This is a genomic window from Pantoea sp. BL1 (assembly GCF_000963985.1).
Classification (GTDB): Bacteria; Pseudomonadota; Gammaproteobacteria; order Enterobacterales; family Enterobacteriaceae; genus Pantoea; species Pantoea rwandensis_B.
On sequence record NZ_JZRH01000043.1, the window covers coordinates 78,125 to 103,833 of the forward strand.

Annotated in this window: 26 protein-coding genes; 15 read left to right on the plus strand and 11 right to left on the minus strand. The window is 55.0% G+C overall.

Annotation, left to right across the window (positions count from 1 at the left end; translation table 11 throughout):
* Positions 1-205 precede the first annotated feature (205 nt).
* From aroK to trpS, 7 genes are all read left to right on the plus strand, one after another.
* A complete protein-coding gene (aroK, locus tag VH86_RS18820; RefSeq protein ID WP_034820046.1) occupies positions 206-727 on the plus strand; it encodes a shikimate kinase AroK in 522 nt (173 codons plus the stop codon).
* Between the two features lie 39 nt (positions 728-766).
* Positions 767-1,855 (plus strand): 3-dehydroquinate synthase, encoded by a 1,089-nt coding sequence (gene aroB, locus VH86_RS18825; RefSeq protein WP_038644284.1) that lies wholly within the window; start codon positions 767-769, stop codon positions 1,853-1,855.
* A 182-nt stretch (positions 1,856-2,037) separates the two neighbouring features.
* Positions 2,038-3,072 carry an SPOR domain-containing protein gene (locus VH86_RS18830; protein ID WP_045833785.1) on the plus strand — a complete coding sequence of 345 codons (1,035 nt, stop codon included), beginning with the start codon at positions 2,038-2,040 and terminating at the stop codon, positions 3,070-3,072.
* A 96-nt stretch (positions 3,073-3,168) separates the two neighbouring features.
* Positions 3,169-3,981, plus strand: coding sequence for an adenine-specific DNA-methyltransferase (gene dam / locus VH86_RS18835; RefSeq protein ID WP_045833786.1), 813 nt, complete (start codon positions 3,169-3,171; stop codon positions 3,979-3,981).
* Between the two features lie 65 nt (positions 3,982-4,046).
* Positions 4,047-4,730 carry a ribulose-phosphate 3-epimerase gene (gene rpe / locus VH86_RS18840; RefSeq protein ID WP_034819612.1) on the plus strand — a complete coding sequence of 228 codons (684 nt, stop codon included), beginning with the start codon at positions 4,047-4,049 and terminating at the stop codon, positions 4,728-4,730.
* Entirely contained in the window at positions 4,714-5,391 is a 678-nt protein-coding gene (locus VH86_RS18845; RefSeq protein WP_034819610.1) for a phosphoglycolate phosphatase, read from the plus strand. Before rpe ends, VH86_RS18845 begins: the two co-directional genes overlap by 17 nt.
* 15 nt (positions 5,392-5,406) lie before the next feature.
* Complete coding sequence (gene trpS / locus VH86_RS18850) at positions 5,407-6,411, plus strand: tryptophan--tRNA ligase (protein ID WP_034819607.1); 1,005 nt, start codon at positions 5,407-5,409, stop codon at positions 6,409-6,411.
* A 101-nt stretch (positions 6,412-6,512) separates the two neighbouring features.
* Here the strand turns inward: trpS and cysG are convergent, their stop codons facing one another.
* From cysG to nirB, 4 genes are all read right to left on the minus strand, one after another.
* The gene (cysG, locus tag VH86_RS18855) at positions 6,513-7,877 is read right to left on the minus strand and encodes a siroheme synthase CysG (protein ID WP_045833787.1); all 1,365 of its coding nucleotides are present in this window, start codon (positions 7,875-7,877) and stop codon (positions 6,513-6,515) included.
* A gap of 161 nt (positions 7,878-8,038) precedes the next feature.
* A complete protein-coding gene (gene nirC / locus VH86_RS18860) occupies positions 8,039-8,842 on the minus strand; it encodes a nitrite transporter NirC (RefSeq protein ID WP_038644289.1) in 804 nt (267 codons plus the stop codon).
* Positions 8,843-8,872: 30 nt separating this feature from the next.
* On the minus strand, positions 8,873-9,199 hold the full coding sequence (gene nirD, locus VH86_RS18865) for a nitrite reductase small subunit NirD (RefSeq protein ID WP_038644290.1): 327 nt from the start codon (positions 9,197-9,199) through the stop codon (positions 8,873-8,875).
* Positions 9,196-11,736, minus strand: a complete 2,541-nt coding sequence (gene nirB / locus VH86_RS18870; protein ID WP_045833788.1) for a nitrite reductase large subunit NirB — start codon at positions 11,734-11,736, stop codon at positions 9,196-9,198. The genes nirD and nirB overlap by 4 nt, the downstream gene beginning before the upstream one ends.
* A 288-nt stretch (positions 11,737-12,024) precedes the next feature.
* Between nirB and VH86_RS18875 the strand changes: the two genes are divergently transcribed.
* Positions 12,025-13,308 (plus strand): cytosine deaminase, encoded by a 1,284-nt coding sequence (locus VH86_RS18875; protein WP_045833789.1) that lies wholly within the window; start codon positions 12,025-12,027, stop codon positions 13,306-13,308.
* Positions 13,309-13,399: 91 nt separating this feature from the next.
* On the opposite strand, the gene tsgA is transcribed toward VH86_RS18875, so the two are convergent.
* Complete coding sequence (gene tsgA, locus VH86_RS18880) at positions 13,400-14,578, minus strand: MFS transporter TsgA (RefSeq protein ID WP_045833790.1); 1,179 nt, start codon at positions 14,576-14,578, stop codon at positions 13,400-13,402.
* Positions 14,579-14,840: 262 nt separating this feature from the next.
* On the opposite strand from tsgA, the gene ppiA reads away from it, so the two are divergent.
* From ppiA to VH86_RS18905, 5 genes are all read left to right on the plus strand, one after another.
* Entirely contained in the window at positions 14,841-15,413 is a 573-nt protein-coding gene (ppiA, locus tag VH86_RS18885; RefSeq protein ID WP_038644294.1) for a peptidylprolyl isomerase A, read from the plus strand.
* Between the two features lie 98 nt (positions 15,414-15,511).
* Entirely contained in the window at positions 15,512-15,676 is a 165-nt protein-coding gene (locus VH86_RS25225) for a YhfG family protein (RefSeq protein ID WP_072050627.1), read from the plus strand.
* The gene (locus tag VH86_RS18895; RefSeq protein WP_045833791.1) at positions 15,666-16,259 is read left to right on the plus strand and encodes a putative adenosine monophosphate-protein transferase Fic; all 594 of its coding nucleotides are present in this window, start codon (positions 15,666-15,668) and stop codon (positions 16,257-16,259) included. The genes VH86_RS25225 and VH86_RS18895 overlap by 11 nt, the downstream gene beginning before the upstream one ends.
* Before the next feature lie 41 nt (positions 16,260-16,300).
* The gene (locus tag VH86_RS18900) at positions 16,301-16,876 is read left to right on the plus strand and encodes an aminodeoxychorismate synthase component II (RefSeq protein ID WP_038644298.1); all 576 of its coding nucleotides are present in this window, start codon (positions 16,301-16,303) and stop codon (positions 16,874-16,876) included.
* 87 nt (positions 16,877-16,963) lie between these two features.
* On the plus strand, positions 16,964-18,184 hold the full coding sequence (locus tag VH86_RS18905; RefSeq protein ID WP_045833792.1) for an aspartate aminotransferase family protein: 1,221 nt from the start codon (positions 16,964-16,966) through the stop codon (positions 18,182-18,184).
* Here VH86_RS18905 and VH86_RS18910 read toward each other — a convergent pair whose 3' ends face one another.
* Positions 18,185-20,260: a YccS/YhfK family putative transporter gene (locus tag VH86_RS18910; RefSeq protein WP_038644300.1), complete on the minus strand. Its 2,076-nt coding sequence runs from the start codon at positions 20,258-20,260 to the stop codon at positions 18,185-18,187.
* 58 nt (positions 20,261-20,318) lie between these two features.
* Complete coding sequence (gene crp, locus VH86_RS18915; RefSeq protein ID WP_000242758.1) at positions 20,319-20,951, minus strand: cAMP-activated global transcriptional regulator CRP; 633 nt, start codon at positions 20,949-20,951, stop codon at positions 20,319-20,321.
* A 303-nt stretch (positions 20,952-21,254) separates the two neighbouring features.
* On the opposite strand from crp, the gene VH86_RS18920 reads away from it, so the two are divergent.
* Positions 21,255-21,659, plus strand: a complete 405-nt coding sequence (locus tag VH86_RS18920; RefSeq protein WP_038644303.1) for an OsmC family protein — start codon at positions 21,255-21,257, stop codon at positions 21,657-21,659.
* 43 nt (positions 21,660-21,702) lie between these two features.
* Here VH86_RS18920 and VH86_RS18925 read toward each other — a convergent pair whose 3' ends face one another.
* From VH86_RS18925 to VH86_RS18935, 3 genes are all read right to left on the minus strand, one after another.
* The gene (locus tag VH86_RS18925) at positions 21,703-22,572 is read right to left on the minus strand and encodes a phosphoribulokinase (protein WP_038644305.1); all 870 of its coding nucleotides are present in this window, start codon (positions 22,570-22,572) and stop codon (positions 21,703-21,705) included.
* A gap of 61 nt (positions 22,573-22,633) precedes the next feature.
* A complete protein-coding gene (locus tag VH86_RS18930) occupies positions 22,634-22,852 on the minus strand; it encodes a YheU family protein (RefSeq protein ID WP_034820041.1) in 219 nt (72 codons plus the stop codon).
* 2 nt (positions 22,853-22,854) lie between these two features.
* Positions 22,855-23,871 carry a hydrolase gene (locus VH86_RS18935; RefSeq protein ID WP_038644307.1) on the minus strand — a complete coding sequence of 339 codons (1,017 nt, stop codon included), beginning with the start codon at positions 23,869-23,871 and terminating at the stop codon, positions 22,855-22,857.
* A gap of 60 nt (positions 23,872-23,931) precedes the next feature.
* Here VH86_RS18935 and VH86_RS18940 point away from each other — a divergent pair, with 60 nt between their 5' ends.
* Positions 23,932-24,534, plus strand: coding sequence for a LysE family translocator (locus VH86_RS18940; RefSeq protein WP_038644309.1), 603 nt, complete (start codon positions 23,932-23,934; stop codon positions 24,532-24,534).
* A 1-nt stretch (position 24,535) separates the two neighbouring features.
* Here VH86_RS18940 and VH86_RS18945 read toward each other — a convergent pair whose 3' ends face one another.
* Positions 24,536-25,516: a LacI family DNA-binding transcriptional regulator gene (locus VH86_RS18945; RefSeq protein WP_045833793.1), complete on the minus strand. Its 981-nt coding sequence runs from the start codon at positions 25,514-25,516 to the stop codon at positions 24,536-24,538.
* Positions 25,517-25,709 lie beyond the last annotated feature (193 nt).

The following is a 25,709-nucleotide window of genomic DNA, read 5'->3' on the forward strand; positions in this document are numbered from 1 at the left end:
GGAGGGGCGTTACCGTCTCGCGAACCACAGACCGGTCCTGTTACAAGGTCGCCGGGGGCAATTTATTCGGTTGCCAAACGGCCATGAGTGTTGAGATAATTTTCCGTCTGACTCTTGTTAATGCTCATGAGGTCTCAGTTCCTGTCCCGCCAGCACTATGCTGAACGCGGGGTATCATCAACGAATTCTTAGTAATACCGATAAAATGGCAGAGAAACGCAATATCTTTCTGGTTGGGCCGATGGGTGCCGGCAAAAGCACTATTGGTCGTCAGTTAGCTCAGCAACTCAATATGGAATTTTTCGATTCCGATCAGGAAATTGAGCGACGTACCGGAGCGGATGTAGGCTGGGTATTTGATGTGGAAGGCGAAGACGGTTTCCGCGATCGCGAAGAGAAGATCATTAATGAACTCACCGAGAAACAAGGCATTGTCCTGGCGACCGGTGGTGGTTCTGTCAAATCCCGTGAAACCCGCAATCGTCTCTCCGCCCGCGGCGTGGTCGTTTATCTTGAAACGACTATCGAAAAGCAACTTGCTCGTACACAGCGTGATAAAAAACGTCCGTTGTTGCAGGTTGAAGAGCCACCGCGCGAAGTACTGGAAGCTTTAGCTGGCGAACGTAATCCACTTTATGAAGAGATCGCTGACGTCACTATTCGCACTGACGATCAAAGTGCAAAAGTTGTCGCCAATCAGATCATCAACATGCTGGAAAAAAATTAATCCAGCGCCCTGACGGCTCAGCAATAGGTATCGGTCATCATGGAGAAGATCACTGTCTCACTCGGGGATCGTAGTTACCCCATCACCATCGCTGCCGGACTGTTTAACGATCCGGCTTCTTTTTGGCCGCTAAAAGCAGGCGATAACGCCATGCTGGTGACCAATGAGACGCTTGCCCCGATCTACCTCGATAAGCTGTCAGCACTGCTTTCGCAGGCGGGCGTGAAGGTGGATCAGGTGATTTTACCTGATGGTGAAAAGTACAAGACGCTCGCTGTGATGGACGATGTCTTCACCGCGCTGCTGCAGAAACCGCATGGACGTGATACCACGTTAATTGCGCTCGGCGGCGGTGTGATTGGTGATCTCACTGGGTTTGCCGCTGCGAGCTATCAACGCGGTGTGCGCTTTATCCAGGTACCGACAACGCTGCTGTCTCAGGTCGACTCTTCGGTCGGCGGTAAAACAGCCGTCAACCATCCGCTGGGCAAAAACATGATTGGTGCCTTCTACCAGCCCGCCTCAGTGGTGGTCGATACCGATTGCCTGGCTACGCTGCCGGCGCGCGAATTGGCGTCTGGTCTGGCTGAAGTGATCAAATACGGCATTATCCTCGATGGGGAATTCTTCCAGTGGCTGGAGCAGAATCTTGATGCTCTGCTGGCACTGGATCAGCAAGCCCTGGCCTACTGTATCCGTCGCTGCTGTGAACTCAAAGCTGAAGTGGTTGCCGCCGATGAACGTGAAAACGGTCAACGCGCACTGCTCAATCTGGGCCATACTTTTGGTCATGCGATTGAAGCGCACATGGGCTATGGCAACTGGTTACACGGTGAAGCGATTGCGGCGGGAATGGTCATGGCTGCCCGTACCGCCGAACGGCTGGGTCAGTTCACTTCGACGGATACCGATCGCATTATTGCGCTATTTTTGCGAGCGGGTTTACCGGTGCACGGCCCGGCAAGCATGCAAGCAGAAGCGTATCTTCCGCACATGATGCGCGATAAAAAAGTGCTTGCGGGTGAAATGCGTTTGGTGCTGCCTCTCGCAATTGGTCGCTCTGAAGTGCGCGCAGGTGTGGCACATGATATGGTGCTGGCTGCGATTAACGATTGTATAAAATACTGAAGATATCCGGAATAAGTTGAGCTGCAGCAAGGTGGCCATCGCATGCGTTCCAGGCGCTGACATCAGTGAGATGTCTGGATGATAGGATGCAGCCAACGTCGTTTCAGCTTGAAGTATCACGGATAAAGCAGTGAGTGGTGATGCGGTGCGTGGGAAGCGTGCTGTTTTACGGAGGAGGCTAGATGGATGAGTTCAAACCGGAAGACGAGTTAAAACCTGATGCCAGTGACCGCCGTCCAACGCGGCCACGCAAAACGTCTTCTGCGCCGAAAGCGAAGGTACCTGTTTCTCGTCAGCATATGATGATGGGGATCGGCATCCTTGTTCTGCTGTTGGTGGTGCTGGGTATTGGTTCGGCATTGACCGGTCCGGATGATAAGAAACCCGCAAACACGGCCAGCAATGGCAATGCGGCGCCAACGGCAACCGGTGGTGAAAAGAACATCGACCTTTCCGGCTCGACGTCCATGAGTGGCCAGCAAAGCGCCACACCTTCAGCGGACGCATCGCAGACGCCAGCGACATCATCCTCTTCAGCAGGCGGCGATTCCAACTCGATTTCTATGCCAGCAGTGTCTTCAACGCCGACGCAAGCTGCACCTGTCGATACGCCAGCCAATCAGCAACGTGTAACGCTGCCGGGCGATCTCAACAGTGCGCTGAGCAATCAGCAAGGCCAGGTTGATAACGCGGCACAGGGTGCACAAGGCAACAGTTCATTGCCGACCGCCCCTGCTACCGTAAGCGGTAACGGTAAAGCGATGACGCCTCCGGCGATGCGTTCTGAGACACCTGCGCGTACCAACAGCAATGGTTCACGTGAAACGCACAGCAACACCGCGCATAAAGCGCCGACCACGTCGAAACCGGCAGCCGGAGCAAAAGAGAATAAAACGCATACCACTGCCGCGCATAATGCGCCGGTGAGCGCCAGCAGCGGTGCCAGTAAGTCACTGCCAACGGGCGGTAGCTACACGCTGCAGTTGAGCGGTGCGTCGAAAGAAGAGAGCCTGAATGCCTGGGCGAAGAAACAAAATCTGAGCGGTTATCACGTGTATAAAACCACGCGTAACGGTCAGCCCTGGTATGTGTTGGTCAGCGGTGCTTACGCTACGCCAGCCGATGCCAAGCGTGCAGTGGCATCACTGCCGGCTGAAGTTCGTGCGGCAAATCCGTGGGTAAAACCGTTGAGTCAGGTGAAGAAAGAAAGTCAGTAATTGATGTGGGGCTGCGATCGCGCGGCCCCGTTTAAAGCGCAAAGCTGCTGTCGGTTCCACCACAGCCCATAATTAAGATGTAATAACCACGACAGCATGAAGAAAAATCGCGCTTTCCTTAAATGGGCCGGAGGGAAATACCCGCTGCTTGACGATATCCGTCGTCATTTGCCACAAGGTGACTGTTTAGTCGAACCTTTTGTGGGTGCCGGTTCCGTGTTCCTCAACACCGATTATGATCGCTATCACCTGGCGGACATCAACGGTGACCTGATCAATCTCTATAACATCGTTAAAACCCGCACGGCTGAGTTCATTGAAGACGCGCGGCAGTTGTTCACGCCTGAAGGTAATATCGCAGAGACCTATTACGCGCAACGTCTGGCATTTAACGCCAGCAAAGATGAATATCAGCGTGCCTTACTGTTTCTCTATCTCAATCGGCATGGCTATAACGGTTTGTGCCGTTACAATCTGCGCGGTGAGTTCAATGTGCCTTTTGGTCGTTATCGCAAACCTTACTTCCCGGAAGCGGAGCTGTTGTGGTTTGCCGAACGGGCGCAAAAAGCGACCTTTGTCTGTGAATCGTACGATGTTACTCTGAACAACGCCCCTGCTGGCTCAGTGGTTTATTGCGATCCGCCGTATGCGCCCTTGTCGGCGACGGCGAACTTTACCGCGTACCACACCAATAGCTTTAGCCTGCGCGAGCAGCAGCATCTGGCCGAGCTGGCAAATAAGCTGGCACATGAAAACAGCATACCGGTGCTGATTTCCAACCACGACACGCTGCTTACGCGTGAGTGGTATCAGAATGCGGTTTTACACGTAGTCAAAGCCCGGCGTTCCATCAGCCGAAGCATAAGTGGTCGCACTCAGGTTGACGAACTGCTGGCGCTTTTCCGCTAGCCTGTTTCGTCCGCGACCAACGCATTACGCCAGCTCTGGCTGGCGCACAAAATTGGGAGAATCGGATGAAACAATTTTTGCTGGCCCCTTCAATTCTTGCTGCTGACTTTGCTCGCCTGGGCGAAGATACCGCCAAAGCGCTGGCAGCAGGCGGGGATGTGGTGCATTTTGACGTGATGGATAACCACTATGTGCCTAATCTGACCATGGGGCCAATGGTGCTGAAAGCGCTGCGCGACTATGGCATTACGGCACCGATTGATGTGCATCTGATGGTGAAGCCGGTGGATGCACTGATTCCAGAGTTCGCTAAAGCGGGCGCGACTTACATTACCTTCCATCCTGAAGCCAGTGAGCACGTTGACCGCACGCTGCAACTGATCAAAGAGCACGGCTGTAAAGCGGGTCTGGTGTTCAATCCGGCGACGCCGCTCGATTACCTCGACTACGTGATGGATAAACTCGACATCATTCTGCTGATGTCAGTGAACCCTGGCTTCGGCGGTCAATCTTTCATTCCTGGCACGCTGGACAAATTGCGTCAGGCGCGTCGTCTGATTGATCAAAGCGGTTACGATATCCGTCTGGAAGTGGACGGTGGCGTGAAGATCGATAACATCGGTCAGATCGCGGCGGCAGGTGCGGATATGTTTGTGGCTGGTTCAGCTATCTTTGGTCACCCCGATTACAAAAAAGTGATCGACGAAATGCGCGGCGAACTGGAGAAAGTTAATGGCTCATTTCACTGATATCCGCGCGCTGGCGTTTGATCTCGATGGCACGCTGGTCGATAGCGCACCGGGTCTGTCACAGGCCATCGATCATGCTTTAGGCGATTTGCAGTTGCCGCCACCCGGCGTTGCGCTGGCCTCCACCTGGATTGGCAATGGCGCAGATGTGATGATGACACGCGCGCTGACCTGGGCATTAGGCCGCGAACCGCACGCCGAGGAGCAGCGCGACGCGCGCTCGTTGTTCGATAAGTACTACGCCGAAACGGTGGAAGCGGGCAGCACGCTGTTTCCGCAGGTGAAAGAGACGCTGGCGGCGCTGCACGCCAAAGGCTTGCCGATGGCCATCGTCACCAATAAGCCGACGCCGTTTGTCGCGCCTTTGCTGCAATCGCTGGGCATTGCCGATTTCTTCACGCTGATTATTGGCGGTGATGATGTGGTGGTGAAAAAGCCCCATCCGGCAGCGATCTTCCTTGTTTTGGGTCACTTTGGCGTACTGCAAAAAGAATTACTGTTTGTCGGTGATTCTCGTAATGATATTCACGCAGCTCAGGCTGCGGGTGTACCCAATGTCGGTATGACTTTTGGCTACAACTATGGCGAGCCGATTGCCGCCAGCCAACCCGATTTAACTCTCGATACTTTTAGCGAACTTTTGCCCGCTCTCGGGCTGTAATTATCAGGATATAACATGAGCAAACCCATCGTTTTCAGCGGCGCCCAGCCTTCCGGTGAACTGACCATTGGCAACTATATGGGTGCGCTGCGTCAGTGGGTGCAGATGCAGGATGATTTCCACTGCATTTACTGCATCGTCGATCTGCACGCCATCACCGTTCGTCAGGACCCCGCTGCGCTGCGCAAAGCCACGCTGGATACGTTAGCGTTGTACCTTGCCTGCGGTATCGACCCGGCAAAAAGCACCATCTTTGTACAGTCGCATGTGCCTGAGCACGCGCAGCTGAGCTGGGTGCTGAACTGCTATGCCTATTTTGGCGAGCTGAGCCGTATGACGCAGTTTAAGGATAAGTCCGCGCGTTATTCTGAAAACATCACCGCGGGTTTGTTCGATTACCCGGTGCTGATGGCGGCCGATATTCTGCTGTATCAGACCAACCAGGTGCCAGTGGGCGAAGATCAGAAGCAGCATCTGGAACTGAGCCGCGATATCGCCGGTCGTTTCAACGCACTGTATGGCGATGTGTTCAAAATTCCTGAGCCGTTTATTCCGAAATCAGGCGCACGCGTGATGTCGCTGCTGGAACCGACCAAGAAAATGTCGAAGTCGGATGACAACCGCAACAACGTGATTGGCCTGTTGGAAGACACCAAAGCGGTAGTGAAGAAGATCAAACGCGCGGTAACTGACTCCGCCGAGCCGCCAGTCGTACGCTACGATGTCAAAGAAAAAGCCGGTGTCTCTAACCTGCTGGATATCTTGTCGGGTGTCACCGGCAAGTCGATTCCGCAGCTGGAGCAGGAATTCGAAGGCAAGATGTATGGCCACCTGAAAGGCGAAGTGGCGGAAGCGGTTTCCGGCATGCTGACTGAGCTGCAGGAGCGTTATCATCGTTTCCGTAATGATGAAGCTTTCCTGAATCAGGTCATGCGCGATGGTGCCACCAAGGCCCGTGCGCAGGCGCAAGAGACACTGAAGAAAGTCTACGAAGCAGTGGGCTTTGTGGCTCAGCCTTAAGCGACGAGCGGTATGATCTAACAACGGCGAGTTGTCATGACTCGCCGTTTTTTATGAATTTGCGCGTAAGACCTCGCCCAATCGGACGGGGGCAGCCAAGTTTAAAACCAGCGTAACTGGCGGCGCAGGCTGACCACGCGCCCGACGATAATCAGCGCTGGGCTGGCAAACTGCTGCGCCAGCGTGTTGAGTTCAGCCAGCGTTGCGGTCTCTACCCGTTGCTCAGATGTCGTGCCGTTCTGCACGATGGCGACCGGCATTGTTGCATCCATGCCATGTTGCAACAGCTGGCGCTGAATCTCGGGTGCCTGATTCAGGCCCATGTAGAACACCAACGTTTGCTGTTCTGCTGCCAGCTTACTCCACTCAATTTCGCCCTGCTGTTGCAGATGGCCAGTAACAAAGCGCACACTCTGGGCGTGATCGCGGTGTGTCAGTGGAATGCCGCTGTAGGCGGCACAGCCGGATGCGGCGGTAATACCCGGTACCACGCTGAACGGAATGTGGTGCTGTGCCAGCACCTCCAGCTCCTCGCCGCCACGACCAAAAATAAAGGGATCGCCGCCTTTCAGCCGCACCACACGTTTGCCGCTCTGGGCCTGCTCCAGCAGAAGCTGATTGATTTGTGACTGTGGGACGCAGTGATGTCCCGCCTGTTTACCGACAAAGATGCGTTCTGCATCGCGGCGCACCAGGTTGAGAATCGGTTCGGATACCAGGCGGTCATACACCACCACATCGGCCTGCTGGATACACTGCAACCCTTTCAGTGTCAGCAATCCGGCATCGCCCGGACCCGCGCCCACCAGCACCACTTCACCTTGTTGTGACAGCGGCGCATTGAACAGCGTATCAACGATATGATCGGCGCGTGGCTGGTCGCGATTAGCCAGCGTTTGTGCCAAACGATCGCTGGCAAAGAAGCGTTCCCAAAAAGCCCGGCGCTGTCCCATGCTGGCGAAAGTGTTCTTCACCCGACTGCGCAGTGTGCCAGCGAGTGAAGCCAGTTGGCCTAAATGCTGTGGCAGCATCGCTTCCAGCTTCTCGCGTAGCAGGCGAGCCAGCACCGGAGCACGACCACCGGAGGACACCGCAATCATCAGCGGGGAGCGATCGATAATCGATGGCATGATAGCGCTGGCTTCCTGTGGTGCATCCACCAGATTGCAGAAGATGCGGCGCGCTTCGGCGGCATCGCCCACTTGCTGATTCACGGCGTCATCGTCGGTGGCGGCAATCACCAGCCAGCAGCCTTCTAGCCAGCACTCTTCAAAGGTGCCGGACATGAGGTGCAATTTTCCCTGCTCGGCCCACTGCTGAAATACAGGGGAGAAATCCAGTGCGCCGACGTGCAGATCGGCACCGGCATCCAGCAGCAGGCGCGCTTTGCGTTCTGCCACATCGCCACCGCCAACCAGTAAGCAGCGTTTGCCCTTCAGGCGGCAAAACAGTGGAAAATAGTCCATCGCTCATCCTCAAAAAAGCCCGCGAGCCACGTGATGATCATCAATCGCACCTTTTCGGTCGCCATAAATGACGACCCTACGATGATGTAGAGTGCGCATTCATGCGCACCCGGATGGATGCGCAAACTGATTAGCATGATGCGGAAAGCGGGCTAACACGATTAAACAGATTTGAGCGCAGCGGCTTGTGTCGCCACTTGCGGTCTTTGAGCTTGCGGGGTGGCGTACCAATAACCGAGGCCCATTAACACCATACCAGAGAACATATTACCCAGCGTCACCCACAGCAGGTTATGGCCGATGCCGCTTAAGGTGAGTTCGGCATTATGCTGACCAAACCACGACAGTGCAAAGACCGTCATATTCGCGACAGAGTGTTCATAGCCGGAGGCGATAAAGGCCAGCAGGCACCACCAGATGGCAATGAATTTTGCCGTGCCTTCAGTGCGCACTGCCATCCAGATCGCCAGACACACCAGCCAGTTGCACAGCGCCCCTTTAAAGAACAGCGCCATTGCCGGTTGCGTGGTTTTCGCCAGCGCCGCGCTGTGAATCAGTGCGCCTGCATTGGGCAGCATCGCGCCTGCCGCGTAGTAATAGAGCAGGGCGACAAATACCGAGCCGATCAGGTTGCCCAGCCAGGTTTGCGGCAGCACACACCACATCTGACCCTGGCTAATGCTACCGGCTTTAACGCCCACGGTGAGGAACATCGTATGACCCGTAAACAGTTCTGACCCTGCAATGATCACCAGGGTCAGAGCGATACCAAAGGTGGCGCCCATGACTAGCGGACGCCAGGCTGGATCGGCCAGATTGCCGAGGGTGAAAATCAGGATGATGGCGAGACCAACGTAAGCGCCCGCCATCGCCGAACTGATCCAGAAGGCCAGCGGGCTGTGCTGTGCCGTACGCACAATGCGCGCCGCGTTGGCGGCGCAGGTATTCAGGGTGTCAGTAAACATAGTGACGTCTCATAAAGTAAAAGAATTCTGTCAGGCGCACACTTCGACCTGGCCCGCAGTAACGCGCACCGGATAGCTCGCCACGGAACGGGCGGCATCTTCCAGGCAGACGCCGTCGCTTAAACGGAAGCGCTGTTTTTTCAGTGGGCTGGCGACCCACAGCGTGTGCTGATGTTCGGCAATCAGGCCGCGTGACAGCACGCTGGCTGCGGAGAAAGGATCGATGTTACTCAGCGCATATAGTTGCTCATCATCATGCGGACGGAAGATGGCAATCTGCTGGCCTTTCACCAGCGCGCAGACGCCGGTGGCAGGCAGGATTTGTTCGAGTTCACACACGGAATGCCACTGGCTCATGCGTCGATCTCCTCAATCTGGGTGATGGCAATACGCTCGGCAGGACGTGCCGGACGGTGCTGATCGCGCTGAGCGACGTGCTGCACCAGCGGATCGCGCTGATCGCTGTTGATGAAGGTGCTGAAGTGGATGTGCTGCCGGGGATCGTTCACCGTTGCAGCCCATTCACACTCGACTTCAGCCCGCAGGCGCGCGAGTTCAGCTTCCAGCTGCGCATTCAGGCTGAGTTTGTCATCGATAATCACGCTGCGCAGATAGTCGATACCGCCTTCCATGCTTTCCAGCCACAGCGAGGTACGTTGCAGGCGGTCACCGGTGCGGATATAGAACATCATAAAGCGGTCGAGATAAGTCAGCAGGGTATCGCGATCCAGGTCCGCTGCCAGCAAATCGGCGTGGCGTGGCTTCATGCCACCGTTGCCGCACACATACAGATTCCAGCCTTTTTCCGTCGCGATAATGCCGACATCTTTGCCCTGCGCCTCCGCACATTCGCGCGTGCAGCCCGAGACGCCAAACTTCATTTTGTGCGGTGTACGAATGCCTTTGTAGCGGTTCTCGAGCTCGATACCGAAGCCGAGGCTATCGCCGACACCATAGCGACACCAGGTGCTGCCCACACAGGTTTTTGCCATGCGCAACGCTTTGGCATACGCCTGGCCGGTTTCAAATCCGGCATCAATCAGCTGCGACCAGATGGCAGGCAGGTCATCACGCTGGGCACCGAACAGGCCAATACGCTGCGAGCCGGTGATTTTGGTGTAAAGGTTGTACTGGCGCGCCACCGCACCGATCGTCATCAACCCTTCTGGCGTGATTTCGCCCCCAGGAGAGCGCGGGATGACCGAGTAGGTACCATCTTTCTGGATATTGCCAAGGAACAGATCGTTGCTGTCCTGAAGTGGAGCGAGTTGTGGCTTGAGCACATAGTCGTTCCAGCAGGAGGCCAGCAGCGAACCCACGGTCGGTTTGCACACTTCACAGCCATAACCTTGACCGTATTTCGCCAGTAAGGCTTCGAAGGAAGTGATCTCTTCGACACGAATCAGGTGATACAACTCCTGGCGTGAATAGGGGAAGTGCTCGCACAGGTGATTGTTGACTTCGATGCCCTGGCGGCTCAGTTCCGCGTTGAGCACCTGAGTGATCAGCGGAATGCAGCCGCCGCAGCCCGTTCCGGCACGGGTTTCGCTTTTCAGCATCGCCACGGTATGGCAGCCGCCTTGCACCGCTTTGACGATATCGCCCTTACTGACATCAAAGCAGGAGCAGATTTGCGCGCTGTCCGGCAGGGAATCGACGCCCAATACCGGCTTCTCGCCACTGCCTGCTGGCAGGATCAAACCTTCAGGATTATCGGGCAGCGCGATGTTATTCAGCGCCAGCTGCAGCAGATTGCCGTAATCACTGGTGTCACCGACCAATACCGCGCCGAGCAGCGTGCGGTTGTCTTCGCTGACAATCAGGCGTTTGTAGATGTGCTTTTGCTCATCAAGCCACATATAGCTGCGCGCGCCCGGCGTGCGGCCATGCGCATCGCCAATACCACCGACATCCACGCCCAGCAACTTAAGTTTGGCGCTCATATCGGCACCGGAAAAGGCACTGTCGCGTCCCAGCAACGCATCGCTGGCGACCTGTGCCATTTTGTAGCCCGGCGCGACTAAGCCGAACAGCCGGTTCTGCCAGGCTGCGCATTCGCCGACGGCATAAATCGCCGGATCGCGCGTCTGGCAGTGGTCGTTGATGGCGATGCCACCACGCTGGCCGATTTCCAGCCCACACTGTTTTGCCAGCTTGTCTTGCGGACGAATGCCAGTGGAGAACACGATGAAATCGACATCTAGCGCGCTGCCATCGGCGAATTCCAGCGTCTTACCGCCTTTAGCGTGGTGCACAATTTGCTGGGTATTTTTGCCGGTGTGCACACGCACACCCATTTGTTCGATCTTACGACGCAGTTGCTCGCCACCTTGCGCATCCAACTGTTCCGCCATTAATCCGGGCGCGAACTCAATGACATGGGTTTCGATACCGAGGTTTTTCAGTGCGCCTGCCGCTTCGAGGCCAAGCAGACCGCCGCCAATCACGGCACCGCGTTGGCTGCGGCGGGCGCAGGCTTCTATGGCGTTGAGATCTTCGATGGTGCGATAGACAAAGCAGTCGCTGCCTTCGGCGCCTTTTATCGGCGGTATCCACGGATAAGAGCCAGTGGCAAAAATCAGCGTGTCGTAATGCACCGCGCGACCGGTATTAGAGTGAATTAGTTTTTCGTCGCGGTTGATGGTAATCGCCCGTTCACCGATCAGCAGTTTGACCTGATGTTTTTCGTAATAGCCGGGGCGAACCAGTGACAGCTCTTCAGCGGTGTGATGGGAGAAGTAGGCGGAAAGGTGGACGCGGTCATAGGCGACGCGCGGTTCTTCACAAAAGACGGTAATGGCAAATTGGCCGGGCTCGGCTTTATCGATCAGTTCTTCTATAAAGCGGTGGCCCACCATGCCGTTGCCAATGATCACGACACTGTGCTTGCTCATGCTTGCCTCAAAAATTGCGGTATCTGCGCTTACGATAGCGCGCTACTTCAGGCGCTTATTGATGCACATCAAGCGCACCCTCATATACCTATTTTGAGGTATGTAATTGATTTTGAACGAAATAGATAAGTGGCTTATTTGGTTGGATATTGTGCAGAACGGGTCACTGCCGATGGCGCCGTGAAAAGTCACTCGCTGGTTCGCCAATAATGACATCCGAAAAATCGATGACGCTGACAGACAGTTTTTCGTGCTAGCTTAACCTGTTGCTTTGAACAGGAGGATGGCATGGCGAACCGGTCACTGAAGTGGATCAACAATCTGCGCTTAGCGGGCCAGCAGGGCTTGTGGCAAATGGAAATCAACGGTGGAAAAATTGCGGCGATACGTCCCCAGCCACCGCAAATCGTGGATCAGAGTGACGCACTGGACGCCGAAGGAGGGCTGGCGAGTGCGCCGTTTATCGAACCGCACATTCACCTCGACACCACGCAAACTGCCGGGCAGCCTGCCTGGAATCAGTCCGGCACCCTGTTTGAAGGTATTGAACGCTGGGCGGAGCGCAAAGCGCTGCTCAGCCATGACGATGTCAAACAGCGCGCACAGCAGACGCTGAAGTGGCAAATTGCCAACGGTATCCAGCATGTGCGTACCCACGTTGATGTTTCCGATCCCACTCTCACCGCGCTGAAAGCGATGCTGGAAGTGAAAGCGGAAATGGCGTCGTGGATCGATATTCAAATCGTGGCGTTTCCGCAGGAGGGAATTCTCTCCTATCCAAATGGTGAAGCACTGCTGGAAGAGGCATTGCGTCTCGGCGCCGATGTGGTGGGTGCCATCCCGCACTTCGAGTTCACACGCGAGTATGGCGTGGAATCGCTGCATAAAACCTTCGAGCTCGCCAACCGTTATGACCGCATGGTGGATGTACACTGTGATGAGATCGATGATGAGCAATCGCGCTTTGTCGAAACCGTGGCGGCGCTGGCGCATCGTGATGGCAATGGCGAACGCGTGACCGCCAGCCACACCACGGCGATGCACTCCTATAACAACGCCTACACCTCGCGATTATTCCGCTTGCTGAAGCTGTCGAAGATTCACTTTGTGGCGAATCCGCTGGTGAACATTCATTTGCAGGGACGTTTTGATAGCTACCCCAAACGTCGCGGCATCACGCGAGTGAAAGAGTTGCTCGACGCCGACATCAACGTCTGTTTTGGCCACGATGATGTGTTTGATCCCTGGTATCCGCTCGGCACGGCCAGCATGCTGCAGGTGCTGCATATGGGATTACATGTCTGTCAGTTGATGGGCTACGAACAGATCGACAACGGCCTGAGTCTGATTACCACCAACAGCGCGAAAACGTTGCAATTGAAGGATTACGGTCTGGCGGTGGGTGACTATGCCAGTCTGATTATTTTGCCGGCTGAGAGTGGCTTTGATGCGGTACGCAGACAAGTGCCTGTGCGCTATTCGATACGGCAGGGAAGCGTGGTGGCGGCAACGCAGCCCGCGAGCAGTGAAATCTATTTGGGCGAGGCGGAAGCGGTGACATTCCGACGATAGTCGCTTAATAAAAAAGAGTGCGCATCACTGCGCACTCTTTTGCTACGGCACTAGGCAACGGAGGCGAACGTTCACCCCTGCACGTCACCCATTAGTGCGTAATATGACCGTGCTGGCGATGTTTGGTCACAAAGCCCAGCAGCACACACATCACAAACACCACGGCATACAAGCCATTCGCGGTAGAGAGTGCCGCATGTGCGCCGCCTTTCGCCACAATCGGGCCGGTGACCACAAAGGTCAGCATGGTGCCGACGGTGCCGCAGGTCAGGATAAAGTTCACCAGCTTCGGTGAAGAGACTTTGGTTTGCAGCGAACCGAGGGTGATGATGGTGGTGTAAATGGCGCTGGAGCTGAAGCCGAGAATCATGATGATCCAGTGCAGCATGCTGGCATCGTTCGTGGTGACAAACCAGTACATCAGGCCCGTCGCCAATGCGGCTAGCACCATCAGGATGCGCTGTAGATCGAAGAAGCGCAGCAGGAAGCTGAACACCCACATGCCGACCATGTACGCGGTCCAGAAGTTACCCACCAACTGACCGGCTGCCGCAATGTCCATACCCATCGATTTGGTCGCGTACTCTGGCACCCAGGAGATAAAGCCTAGCTGACCGAGGATGTAGCACAGCGCAGCGATCGACAGGAACAGCACGCCGATGCCCCATTTCTCTTTCTCGCCACCTTGTACGGCAGCTTCGCTTTTCAGCACCGGGAATTCCACCATCAGCGTCAGGACGAAGATGGCGATGTAAATCACCCCAATGCAGGCGTATACCCAGTACCACGGCAGCATGCGAGCCAGCAACACACCGGCGATGATCGGGAAAATGGTACCGGCCATACTGAAGAAGGAGTCGGTAAACAGCAGGCGGGAACCACGCTGACGGCCATCGTACAGATGGGTAATCAGGAAGGTACCGATCGACATGGTGATACCGCTGACCACACCGAGCACAAACATGCACAGCGAGAATATGGTCAGGTTATGGCTGGTCATTAGGCCCGCCACCGCGAGGATCATCAGCACAAAGCCAAAAATCAGCTGGCGTTTCAACGGCACAATCACCATCAGCCAGGCGTTAAGGAATACCGCGACCAGGATACCGGCATTCAGGAAGGTGAAAGTGTTGCTCATCTCTGAGATGGGCAACTGGAAGTATTGGGCAATATTGTCCAGTACCATACCGGTAACAATCACCAGCGCGCCGGTGAGCGCGTAGGAGAAAAAGCTGATCCAGGTAAGGCCAATGCGATTACGGTTTGTCATGTTCTGAACCTGTGATGCGCCGGGATTGGCAAAAAGTGTCATGAATTGTAAATGCAACTGTGATCTTAATAAACAACGAGTGTAACGAGCGGGAAATATTTCATTAATAGTGTGATTTTCATCACGCAAATGATTGCGTGCTAAAGAAAGTATGACAATCGCAACATCAGCGTAAATATCGGTAAAACGCTGGCTCTTATATAACTTGCTCTTTACAATCGATCTCGTTTTTGAGCTTGCACTTCATGGTAAGGAATCTTTCATGTTTAAACGTACTTTGACAGCGGCAGTCGCCCTGTTAGCGCTCTCTTCTGTATCCGCTTCTGCTCTGGCCGCTAAAGGGGATACTCATGTGCTGCTCACCACCTCTGCGGGCAATATCGAACTCGAACTGAACAACCAGAAAGCCCCGGTTTCGGTGAAAAACTTTGTCGACTACGTCAACAACGGTTTCTACAACAACACGATTTTCCATCGCGTAATTCCTGGCTTTATGATTCAGGGCGGCGGTTTCACCACGGATATGCAGCAGAAGCAGACCGTGGCACCGATTAAGAACGAAGCCGACAACGGCTTGCGTAACCTGCGTGGCACCATCTCGATGGCGCGTACTGCTGATAAAGACAGTGCGACCAGCCAGTTCTTCCTCAACGTCGCGGATAACGCGTTCCTCGATCACGGCCAACGTGACTTCGGTTACGCGGTATTTGGTAAAGTTGTGAAAGGCCAGGATGTGATCGACAAGATTGCTCAGGTGCCAACCAAGGATGTCGGCCCGTACCAAAATGTGCCGTCAAAACCGGTTGTTATCCTTTCTGCGAAAGTCCTGCCTTAATGATTTAACGCGCCGGCGATCGTCGGCGCGTTCTGCTGCTCTCCAGCAAAGCTAAAATTAGCTCTTATACTTAGGGCAAATTGCTTGTCGGAGGCGCCATGACCAGCCAACTCACCGAAAAACAGAAAGCCACCCTGTGGCAACAGCGCCGCATGGCCAGTTATCAGGCCAGTTGCCGTCTTGCAGGCTACGTACTCAGCGATATGACGGCTGAGCAACATGAAGATCGACTTGAGTCACTGAGGAGGCAATATGGCGGATAACACGCTGGCCGTGCGCGACCCTTATGTTTGGCACAATGATACGGTGCTGAAAAACCGCCTCGATATTCATGATGACATGCAGTTGCGTAAAGCCGAACTGGCTTTCAGTGCCGCCCGGCTAGCCACGCTGGAACTCGGCCCGCGCAGCACCGGCATCCCATGGCTATGCCATATTCATCGCACGCTGTTTCAGGATCTCTACAGTTGGGCAGGGGAGTTACGCAGCATCGATATCTGGCGTGATGAGACACCCTATTGCCACTGCGAATATATTGAGAAAGAGGGCAACGCGCTGATGAGCGCGCTGGAAGATGAACATCAACTGACAAACCTGACGCAGGATGAGTTTGTTGCGCGGCTTGCGCATTACTACTGTGAAATCTTCGTATTGCATCCGTTCCGCGCCGGCAACGGCCGCACGCAGCGCATTTTCTTTGAACAGCTGGCGCTGCACGCCGGTTATCTGCTGACATGGGATAAGCTGGATCGAGAGGCGTGGCGTACCGCACTGTATGCTGGTGTATCGGGCGATCTGACGCCGCTGACGGCGCAGTTTGCAAAAGTGGTGAGCCCAGCCCGGTAAAATGCGTAGAATAGCGGCGGTTTGACTGGCCTGAGGGCACTATGCTGCTGTTAATTGATAACTACGACTCCTTCACCTGGAATCTCTACCAGTATTTCTGTGAGCTGGGAGCACAAGTCCGCGTGGTGCGTAACGATGCCATCACGCTGGCGGAGATGGAGACGCTGCCACTCACCCATTTGGTGATCTCCCCTGGCCCCTGCACGCCGGATCAGTCTGGTATCTCACTGGACGCCATCCGCCATTTTGCTGGGCGTTTGCCGGTTCTGGGTGTTTGCCTCGGCCATCAGGCGATTGCGCAAGCCTATGGCGCGCAGATAGTGCGCGCGCGGCAGGTGATGCACGGCAAAACTTCTGTTATCCAGCACACCAATCAGGGCGTTTTTCGCGACCTTAATAATCCGCTCACCGTTACGCGCTACCATTCACTCATTGTGGCGCGCGATACGCTGCCCGCAGAATTCGACGTCACGGCCTGGAGCCTGCGTAATGGCGAGCCGGATGAGATCATGGGCTTCCGCCACCGTACGCTGCCCTTAGAAGGGGTGCAGTTCCATCCTGAGAGTATCCTCAGCGAGCAGGGCCATCAGCTGTTGGCTAATTTCCTCGACACGTAACTTATGTTTGCCTTCGTTTGATTTTTTATGCATATTTTGTGATTATAATTTCACTTCAGCTCAATAAGTAACCCAATGAGGTCGGCAATGGCAGCGGAAAAACTAGCGGTAACCCGGGAAACGTTCGATAACGTGATTTTGCCTGTTTATGCACCTGCGCAGTTCGTGCCGGTGAAAGGCAAGGGCAGCCGAGTCTGGGATCAGCAGGGCAAAGAGTATATCGACTTCTCCGGCGGTATCGCGGTGACGGCTCTGGGTCATTGCCATCCGGCGCTGGTGGAAACGCTGAAAAGCCAGGGTGAAACCCTGTGGCATACCAGCAACGTGTTTACCAATGAACCGGCATTACGTCTGGCGAGCAAACTGATTGCCGCGACCTTTGCCGATCGTGTGTTCTTTGGCAATTCCGGTGCGGAAGCCAACGAAGCCGCCTTCAAGCTGGCACGTTACTACGCCTGCAAAAAACACAGCCCGTTCAAAAGCAAAATCATCGCCTTCCACAATGCGTTCCACGGTCGTACCTTGTTTACCGTTTCTGTTGGCGGCCAGCCGAAATACTCCGACGGCTTTGGTCCAAAGCCGGCAGATATCGTACATGTGCCGTTTAACGATCTGGATGCGGTGAAAGCGGTGATGGATGACCACACCTGCGCGATTGTCGTGGAGCCGATTCAGGGTGAAGGCGGCGTGGTGGCTGCGACGCAGGAATTTATGCAGGGTCTGCGTACGCTGTGCGATGAGCATAAAGCGCTGCTGGTGCTGGATGAAGTACAGAGCGGCATGGGTCGTAGCGGTAAGCTGTTCAGCTACGAACATTACGGCATCAAGCCAGACATCATCACCACCGCGAAAGCGCTGGGCGGCGGTTTCCCGGTGAGCGCGATGCTAACCACCAATGAAATCGCGTCGGTGATGGCTCCGGGCGTGCACGGCACCACCTATGGCGGCAACCCGCTGGCCTGTGCGATTGCTGAAACCGCACTGGATATCATCAACACCCCAGAAGTGCTGGGTGGCGTAGAGGCCCGTCGTCAGCAGTTCGTTGAGGCACTGCAGGCGATCGACAGCAAATACGATCTGTTCAGTGAGATTCGCGGCAAAGGTTTACTGATTGGCGCAGCGCTGAAGCCACAACACGCCAGTAAAGCGCGCGATATCCTCAATGCCTCAGCAGCAGAAGGGTTGATGGTTCTGACCGCGGGCACTGATGTGATGCGTTTTGTGCCGTCACTGGTGATCGAGCCGACTGACATCGAAGAAGGTATGGCGCGTTTCGCCAAAGCGATTGAGAAAGTGCTGGCGGCGTAATCAGCCCTTCGGACGTAACACTTTCAGCCAGCGGCCGTGATGCGGTCGCTGGCTCCACGCCAGTGAAGAGATGGTGTGCATCACATTCAGGTGTTGCAGGATGCGCTTCACATGCTGCTCGACAATCGTTACCGGCCCTTCATTCATATTCTCCGGCGCTTCCAGAATATTGCTGTCATTGCCTGGCCCATCATACGCCAGCCGCTGCTGACAGCGCTGCAGCGCAATTTCACAGGATTGCAGATAGCGTTCCGCCAGCTTCGGCGTCAGCATGGTGTGCTCACGCGCCAGGATCGTCATCGCGTTGATGTGTTCCACAATGAACTGGCTGTGGGTCACCCACATGCGCATATCTTTCAGGTACTGCGCGTTGAAGCCCGGTTCGCTTGATGCCTGATTCAGTGAATTGAAGAGCGCATTGTGCGCCTGATTGACCTTCATGCGCTGATACGCCAGCTTTTCAGGAGACTGCTCCGGCCCCAGCAACATCCGCAAGGCTTCCTGATAAGCCTCCAGCGCATCATGCGCGTTGCTGCGCAGTAATCCGCTCTGCCACTGTGGCCACAGCCAGATCATACCGGCAAAAGCGATCAGGCAGCCCATCAGGGTATCCATCATGCGCGGCAGCAGAAACTGCGCCCCGTTCAGCGACAACAGCTGAAGTGAATACACCGCCGTCACGGTGAAGCCAATCATCGACCAGCCGTAATACTTGCGCGTGACCAGGTAGCTGGCGAGGGTGATGGCCAGCATAAACAGCAGGGTGATCGATTCGGGGACGTCGAGCTGTAGCGATCCTGCGGCGATCAACAATCCGGCAAAGGTGCCCAGCGCACGGTGCTGGATACGCACCCGTGTCGCGCTGTAGCCATTCTGGCTGACAAACATGATGGTCATCAGAATCCAGTAAGGCTTGGGGATATTGAAGAACAGCGCCAGCGCGCTGCCGAACATCAGCATCACCGAGATACGCGCGGCGGTGCGCAATGCGGCGGACTTGAGCGACAGGTAGCTGCGCAGCGCCGGGAACAGCGGCAGGCGACGCTGGCGATCCGCCATCAAGTCTCGGGTGTATAACGGCTTTTGCGTGCGCAACACGCGGGCGATGCGGCTGAAGTGGTAGTAGCAGAAGTTGCCCACCGGGTTATCAGGATGCTGGCGCGCGATTTTTTCCAGCGCACCCAGTTGCTTCTCCATGTGGAAGCGATCGGGCAACTGATGATAGAGAATGGCATCGGCCAACAGGCGCAGGCGCGCAGAGATGGTTTTGGCATTCCAGCGGATCACCGCTTCAGCGTGACTCTGCTCGACCAGCTTTTGCACTTCTTCCGGCTGGTGCAGGCTCACCGAGATGTGCTCCTGCAAATCAAGCGCCACCTGGAAAGCCCGCGTCAGGCGCTTGTGGCTGTTATCGCGGCTGGCAGAGAGCATGTGCATCTGCTGATAGCAGGTGGTGATCAGGTCAACGGCTTTTTGCTGACGCGCCAGCAACGGCGGCAGCGCTTTCTCGGGATCGGTAAGCTGCGTCAACAGGGTGTATTTGGCATCGCAATAATCTGCCAGTTCCCGATACAGCAGGCTGAGGGTTTCGCGCATTGGCTGCTCTTTCCACAGCCAGAACCAGAACCAGTTAAACAGGCCGTACCACAGCGTGCCACCAATATACAGCAGAGGCGGCACCCACATGGGCATGCGGCCCACCAGGCTGAGGCTGAAGATGGCAGCAATTAGCGTAGCGGGCAGTAAGCGGCCGTGCAGCGGGCTGATTTCGCCGGTCACGCCAATCAACAGCGGCAGCACAAACAGGATCAGCGGTAACGGAATGGCGTCACTGGTAAGAAATTGGATCAGGAAACTGGCGGTAGCAAACAGTGAGCCGCCCACAATCAGGCGTTTAAAGAAGCGCTTATGTGGTGTATCGAGACCCGCCATGTTGCAGCAGGCAGGAACTAATGAGAACAGCAGGCCTTTTTGCAGATCGCCAAACAGCCAGCCTAGTGCCACAGGCAGGCACAGCACCAGCGTTTGCCGCAGTGCGTAGTTGACCTCAGGATGATAGATGATTCGGCGCCACATCAGCTCATCGCAAACAAAAACGGCGCGATGTTGCCATCACGCCGTGGGTGATAAGAAATTAGCGGGTGCCGTAGACGACGATGGTTTTACCGTGTGCGGAGATCAGGTTCTGATCTTCCAGCATTTTCAGGATACGACCCACGGTTTCGCGTGAGCAACCCACGATCTGACCAATCTCCTGACGGGTTATTTTGATTTGCATCCCGTCGGGGTGCGTCATCGCATCGGGTTGTTTCGCCAGATTAAGCAGTGTTTGCGCGATACGGCCCGTCACATCGAGGAAGGCAAGGTTGCCCACTTTCTCGGAGGTGACTTGCAGACGACGCGCCATCTGCGACGAAAGTCGCATTAAAATATCCGGGTTTACCTGAATCAGCTGACGGAATTTTTTGTAAGAAATTTCAGCCACTTCGCAGGCAGTCTTAGCACGTACCCAGGCACTACGTTCCTGGCCTTCTTCAAACAGGCCGAGTTCGCCGATGAAGTCTCCCTGATTGAGGTAGGAGAGGATCATCTCTTTGCCTTCTTCATCTTTGATCAGAACCGCAACGGAACCTTTCACGATGTAGTACAGCGTTTCCGCTTTCTCACCCTGATGGATGAGCGTGCTTTTGGACGGATATTTGTGAATATGGCAATGGGACAGGAACCATTCGAGTGTAGGGTCTGTTTGCGGTTTGCCGAGAACCATTCGCTATTATCCTCTGTTGTAATCGTGCCCAAAATACAGGGGGCAGTTTTCCCTGTCAGGCGGTGTAATCGTCGAGCGTTTCCAGTAAAGGAAAATTATTTCCGGGTGATTCTTAAGCTACGCTTTTGATTCTTCCCGCCTTCGTCTGTGATGACGAAAATATTTTCAGCACTGTTTGTAGCACAGCTTTTGCAAGCTGTCTTCTGTTGTCTCGCTTCAGCAACAGGCGGAAGAGTCTGGATTGCTGTTTATCAAGTGAAAGCGTACTCTGGCGGCAAAACCGCCACTTCAGGAGAAAGAATAATGCAGGCACGAGTGAAATGGGTGGAAGGGCTGACCTTTCTCGGAGAATCCTCATCTGGCCATCAGGTATTAATGGACGGTAACTCGGGTGACAAAGCGCCAAGCCCGATGGAGATGGTTTTGATGGCAGCAGGCGGCTGTAGCGCGATTGACGTGGTATCGATCCTACAGAAAGGCCGAAATGATGTGGCTGACTGCGAGGTGAAACTCACCTCTGAGCGCCGTGAAGAAGCGCCACGTATTTTTACGCACATCAACCTGCATTTTATCGTTAGCGGCACCGCGCTAAGCGATAAAGCAGTGGCGCGGGCTGTCGATCTGTCGGCGGAGAAGTATTGCTCGGTGGCGATCATGCTCGGCAATAGTGTGAAAATGACGCACAGTTACGAAGTGATTGAGCGATAACATCAGCGGGCGGCCAAACGGCCGCCGCTACAGAATTTCTGGATTATTCAATCCGTTTACCTTCAATCAGCCGCTGCACCAGTGGCGTCATGATTAACTCCATTGCCAGCCCCATTTTGCCGCCCGGCACCACCAGCGTGTTCATATGTGAAATGAACGAGCCCTGGATCATCGCCAGCAGGTAAGGGTAAGCAATGCCTTCCAGCCCACGGAAGTGAATCACCACAAAACTTTCATCGAGTGACGGAATTTCACGTGCGGCAAAGGGGTTTGACGTATCCACCGTTGGCACACGCTGGAAGTTGATGTGGGTGCGCGAGAACTGCGGCGTGATGAAGTTGATATAATCCTCCATCGAACGCACCACTGAATCCATCACCGCTTCACGGGAATGGCCGCGCTCACTGGTGTCGCGCACCAGCTTTTGAATCCACTCCAGATTGACAATCGGCACCACGCCGACCAGCAAATCGACATGCTCGGCGACGTTGTGCTGCTGTGTTACCACGCCACCGTGTAATCCTTCATAGAACAGCACGTCAGTGTTTTCCGGCAGCGGTTGCCAGGGCGTAAAGGTGCCCGGCACCTGATTCCACGGCACCGCTTCGTCGTAGGTGTGCAGATATTTGCGCGACTCACCCAACCCGGTTTTTCCGTAATGCTTAAACGTCTGTTCCAGCAGCCCGAAGTCATTGGCTTCCGGGCCGAAGTAACTGATATGGCGGCCCAGATCGCGTGCCTTACGGATCGCCATATCCATTTCTGGACGGGTATAACGGTGAAAACTGTCACCTTCCAGTTCCGCAGCATGCAGATCCAGCTGCTGGAAAATCTTACGGAAGGCGAGGCTGGTGGTGGTGGTACCGGCACCGCTGGAACCGGTCACGGCAATGATTGGATGCCTGGCTGACATAACAGAACTCCCTGTGAAGTCGGGCGATGAGCATTGTTACCACGAATTACTGTGCGGTGCATTAACCGCGAAACTCGCCTTTCGGCATAATGTTGACGGATTCATGCAGTTCCGACCACACCAGCACAACGTCACCGCGCTCCAGTTGGCGGCGCACGTCGGCGACTTTCTGTTCCAGGCTGCGCTCCTGCTCACCATAGTCGGTGCCTTCGCGCAGCACGAAAGTTTCAATCAGGTTTTCCAGTGTTGCGACTTCAAGTTCTTGCCAGGGAATAATCACGATCACACATCCAGATAGGTTGAAAGCCAGTCAGGCACACGCTGTTCCAGCCACATTTTCGGCTTCATTAACGTACCGCCGACAAAGCCAACGTGACCGCCTTTTTGCGTCAGCTGATATTCAATCGAAGGCGACAGTTGCTCCGGCTGCGGGATCACCGCATCGGTCATAAAGGGATCGTCTTTGGCATGGATGATCAGCAGCGGCTTGCGCACGCCCGTGAGAAGCGGCATAGCGCTGGCACGTTGATAATAGTCGTTGGCATCCAGAAAACCGTGCGCCCGTGCGGTAATCGCATCATCAAACTCACGAATGCGGCGAAATGCCCGCAGCTGGCTCAGTTCCACCGGCAGTGTGCCAGGCCAGGCCAGCAGTTTGCGCGTGGCGTTCTGTTTCAGCTTGGTCAGTAAATAGTGCTGATAGAAACGAGAGAAGCCGGCATCGAGCTTTTCACTGCAGGGTTCGAGCGCAAAGGGTGCCGAAATCGCGACGGCTGCATCCACAGGCACATCATTGCCCTGCATGCCCAATAAATAGGCCAGCATATTGCCACCGAGTGAAACGCCCACTGCTGCAGTCGGCACCGTGCCCCATTCGCGCTGCAGCCAGTGTAAGAAAAAGGTCGCATCTTCGGTTTCACCGGAATGATAAATGCGTTCCAGGCGATTAGGTTCGCCACTGCAGCCACGAAAGTGCATCACCACCGCCAGCCAGCCTCGCGCCTGACACGCTTGCATCAGACCATGGGCGTATGGGCTACGAAAGCTGCCTTCCAGGCCATGAAACATCACCATACGCGGCTTGTGGCGCGCCTGCGCCGGGTCTTCGCTCCAGGCGAGATCAACAAAATCGCCATCAGGCAGATCAAGTCGCTGCCAGTGCGGACGCAGGGTTACGCGCCGACGCAGTATGCGCGGCAGCAGGGTTTGCAGATGCGCGTTACTGAATCCGCGCAGCGGAGTGAATCGCTCGCCGTTCAGGCGATCAAAATAGCTTGGGTAAAGGCTTGTCTGATGCATAACTCGCTGATAGCTTCGATGGGTTGTCCGCTTTACTGGGTGAGGAGCACCCGAATTTACATGGAACTGAGTCTTTTTTTATCAATGTTGGGTTTTCTTTGGGTCGCTGCCATCACGCCAGGGCCCAATAATATGTTACTTACCGCCTCAGGTGCTAATTTTGGCTTCCTGCGCACCATCCCGCTGCTCATTGGTATCATGATTGGTATGCAAGTCATGTTGCTGATGGTGGCATTTGGCATCGGCGGTTTGATCCTGCTTTATCCTTCACTGCATCTGGTGCTGAAGATTGCCGGTAGTCTCTATCTGTTGTGGCTGGCGTGGAAAATTGCTACCGCAGAGTACGAGAAGCTGGAAACCGAAGACGCCACGGTGAAACAGATGCCGTTCTGGCAGGGTGGTCTGTTACAGCTGATCAACCCAAAAGCCTGGCTGATGGCGCTGGGCGCGGTGGCCAGCTTCAGCCTTGCAGGCGACGCGTATCTGCATTCCGTGATTGCGATCAGTATCGGCATGGCGCTGGTTAATGTGGTATCCGGTGTTATCTGGATGGGATTTGGTTCGCTGATTGGCCGATTGTTGCGCAGCCCGCGTGCGTGGAAAATCTTCAACCTGGCGATGGGTGCGCTCACGGCAGCCTGTGTACTGCTGATCTGGCGTTGAGTTAACTGGAGGCGCGTTCAACGCGCTTCCAGGGTAACACTTCACGCACCACTTCACTGTGCGGCTGGCGGATGCGGTTCAATAACAGCTGAACACTGCGTGCACCCAGTCGATTCATCGGTTGTTCGATGGTGGTCAGTGGTGGATTGAGGCTGCTGGTGAAGGGAATGCCATCGAATCCTACTACCGCCAAATCCTCAGGTACCCGCAATCCCGCTTCCAGCGCTGCATGGATCACGCCAACCGCCAGCACATCAGAAACCGCAAACACGGCGTCTGGTCGCTCCGGTCGCGCCAGCAGTTCACGCAGTGCGGCACTGCCCGCTTCACACGAAATGTTTTCCGCGTAAGCCACGCCACCCCAACTCAGTTCCAACTGCTCCAGCGCTTCGCGATAACCCGTTTCGCGCTGATGTGAATAGAGATAGCGCATATCACAATTCACCAGCGCGATACGTCGGCGGCCTTTGTTGGCCAGATAACGCACCGTTTCAAATGCGGCTTCTTTATTATCAATGGTGACACTGGAAGCGGGAATGGCTGGATCGTATTCGGCGCATTGCACCCAGGGGGCGTCACCAATCAAATCTTTTAACTGCTGCAAACAGGCGGCGGCATCCATGGTGATCACACCGTCAACCACTTTACCGCTTAATAACGCCAGATAAGCGGCTTCGCGCGGCAGCTGCGAGGCCGAATTGCATAACAGGATGTGATAACCCTGCGCTTCGGCTTCAGCTTCAATGCCTTGTACCACGCGTGAGCAGAAGGGATTAGTGATGTCTGATATTAACACCAGCAACATATGACTCTGGGCAGTACGCAGCTGGCGAGCCAGCAGATTGGGCTGATAGTCACAGTGATTGATGGCAGCCAATACTTTTTCTCGCGTATCTGTACGCACGCCGGGATGCTGGTTCAACACCCGAGAAACCGTGGCTTTAGACACGCCAGCAAGACGGGCAACTTTTTCAATCGACATGGATTTCAGTACCGCCAGTAGAGGTGAAAAATCAGAAGCCTATCAATAGCACAGTCGTTATGTGAGCGCGTGACATATTTCCGTCTTTACGCCTTCTTTGCATTTGCATATTTCGCATAGCCTTGCCCAATGTTGATCTAAGAACAGATTTTCATTAGGGATAATTTTTAATTCCTTTATGAAATTACAGCAG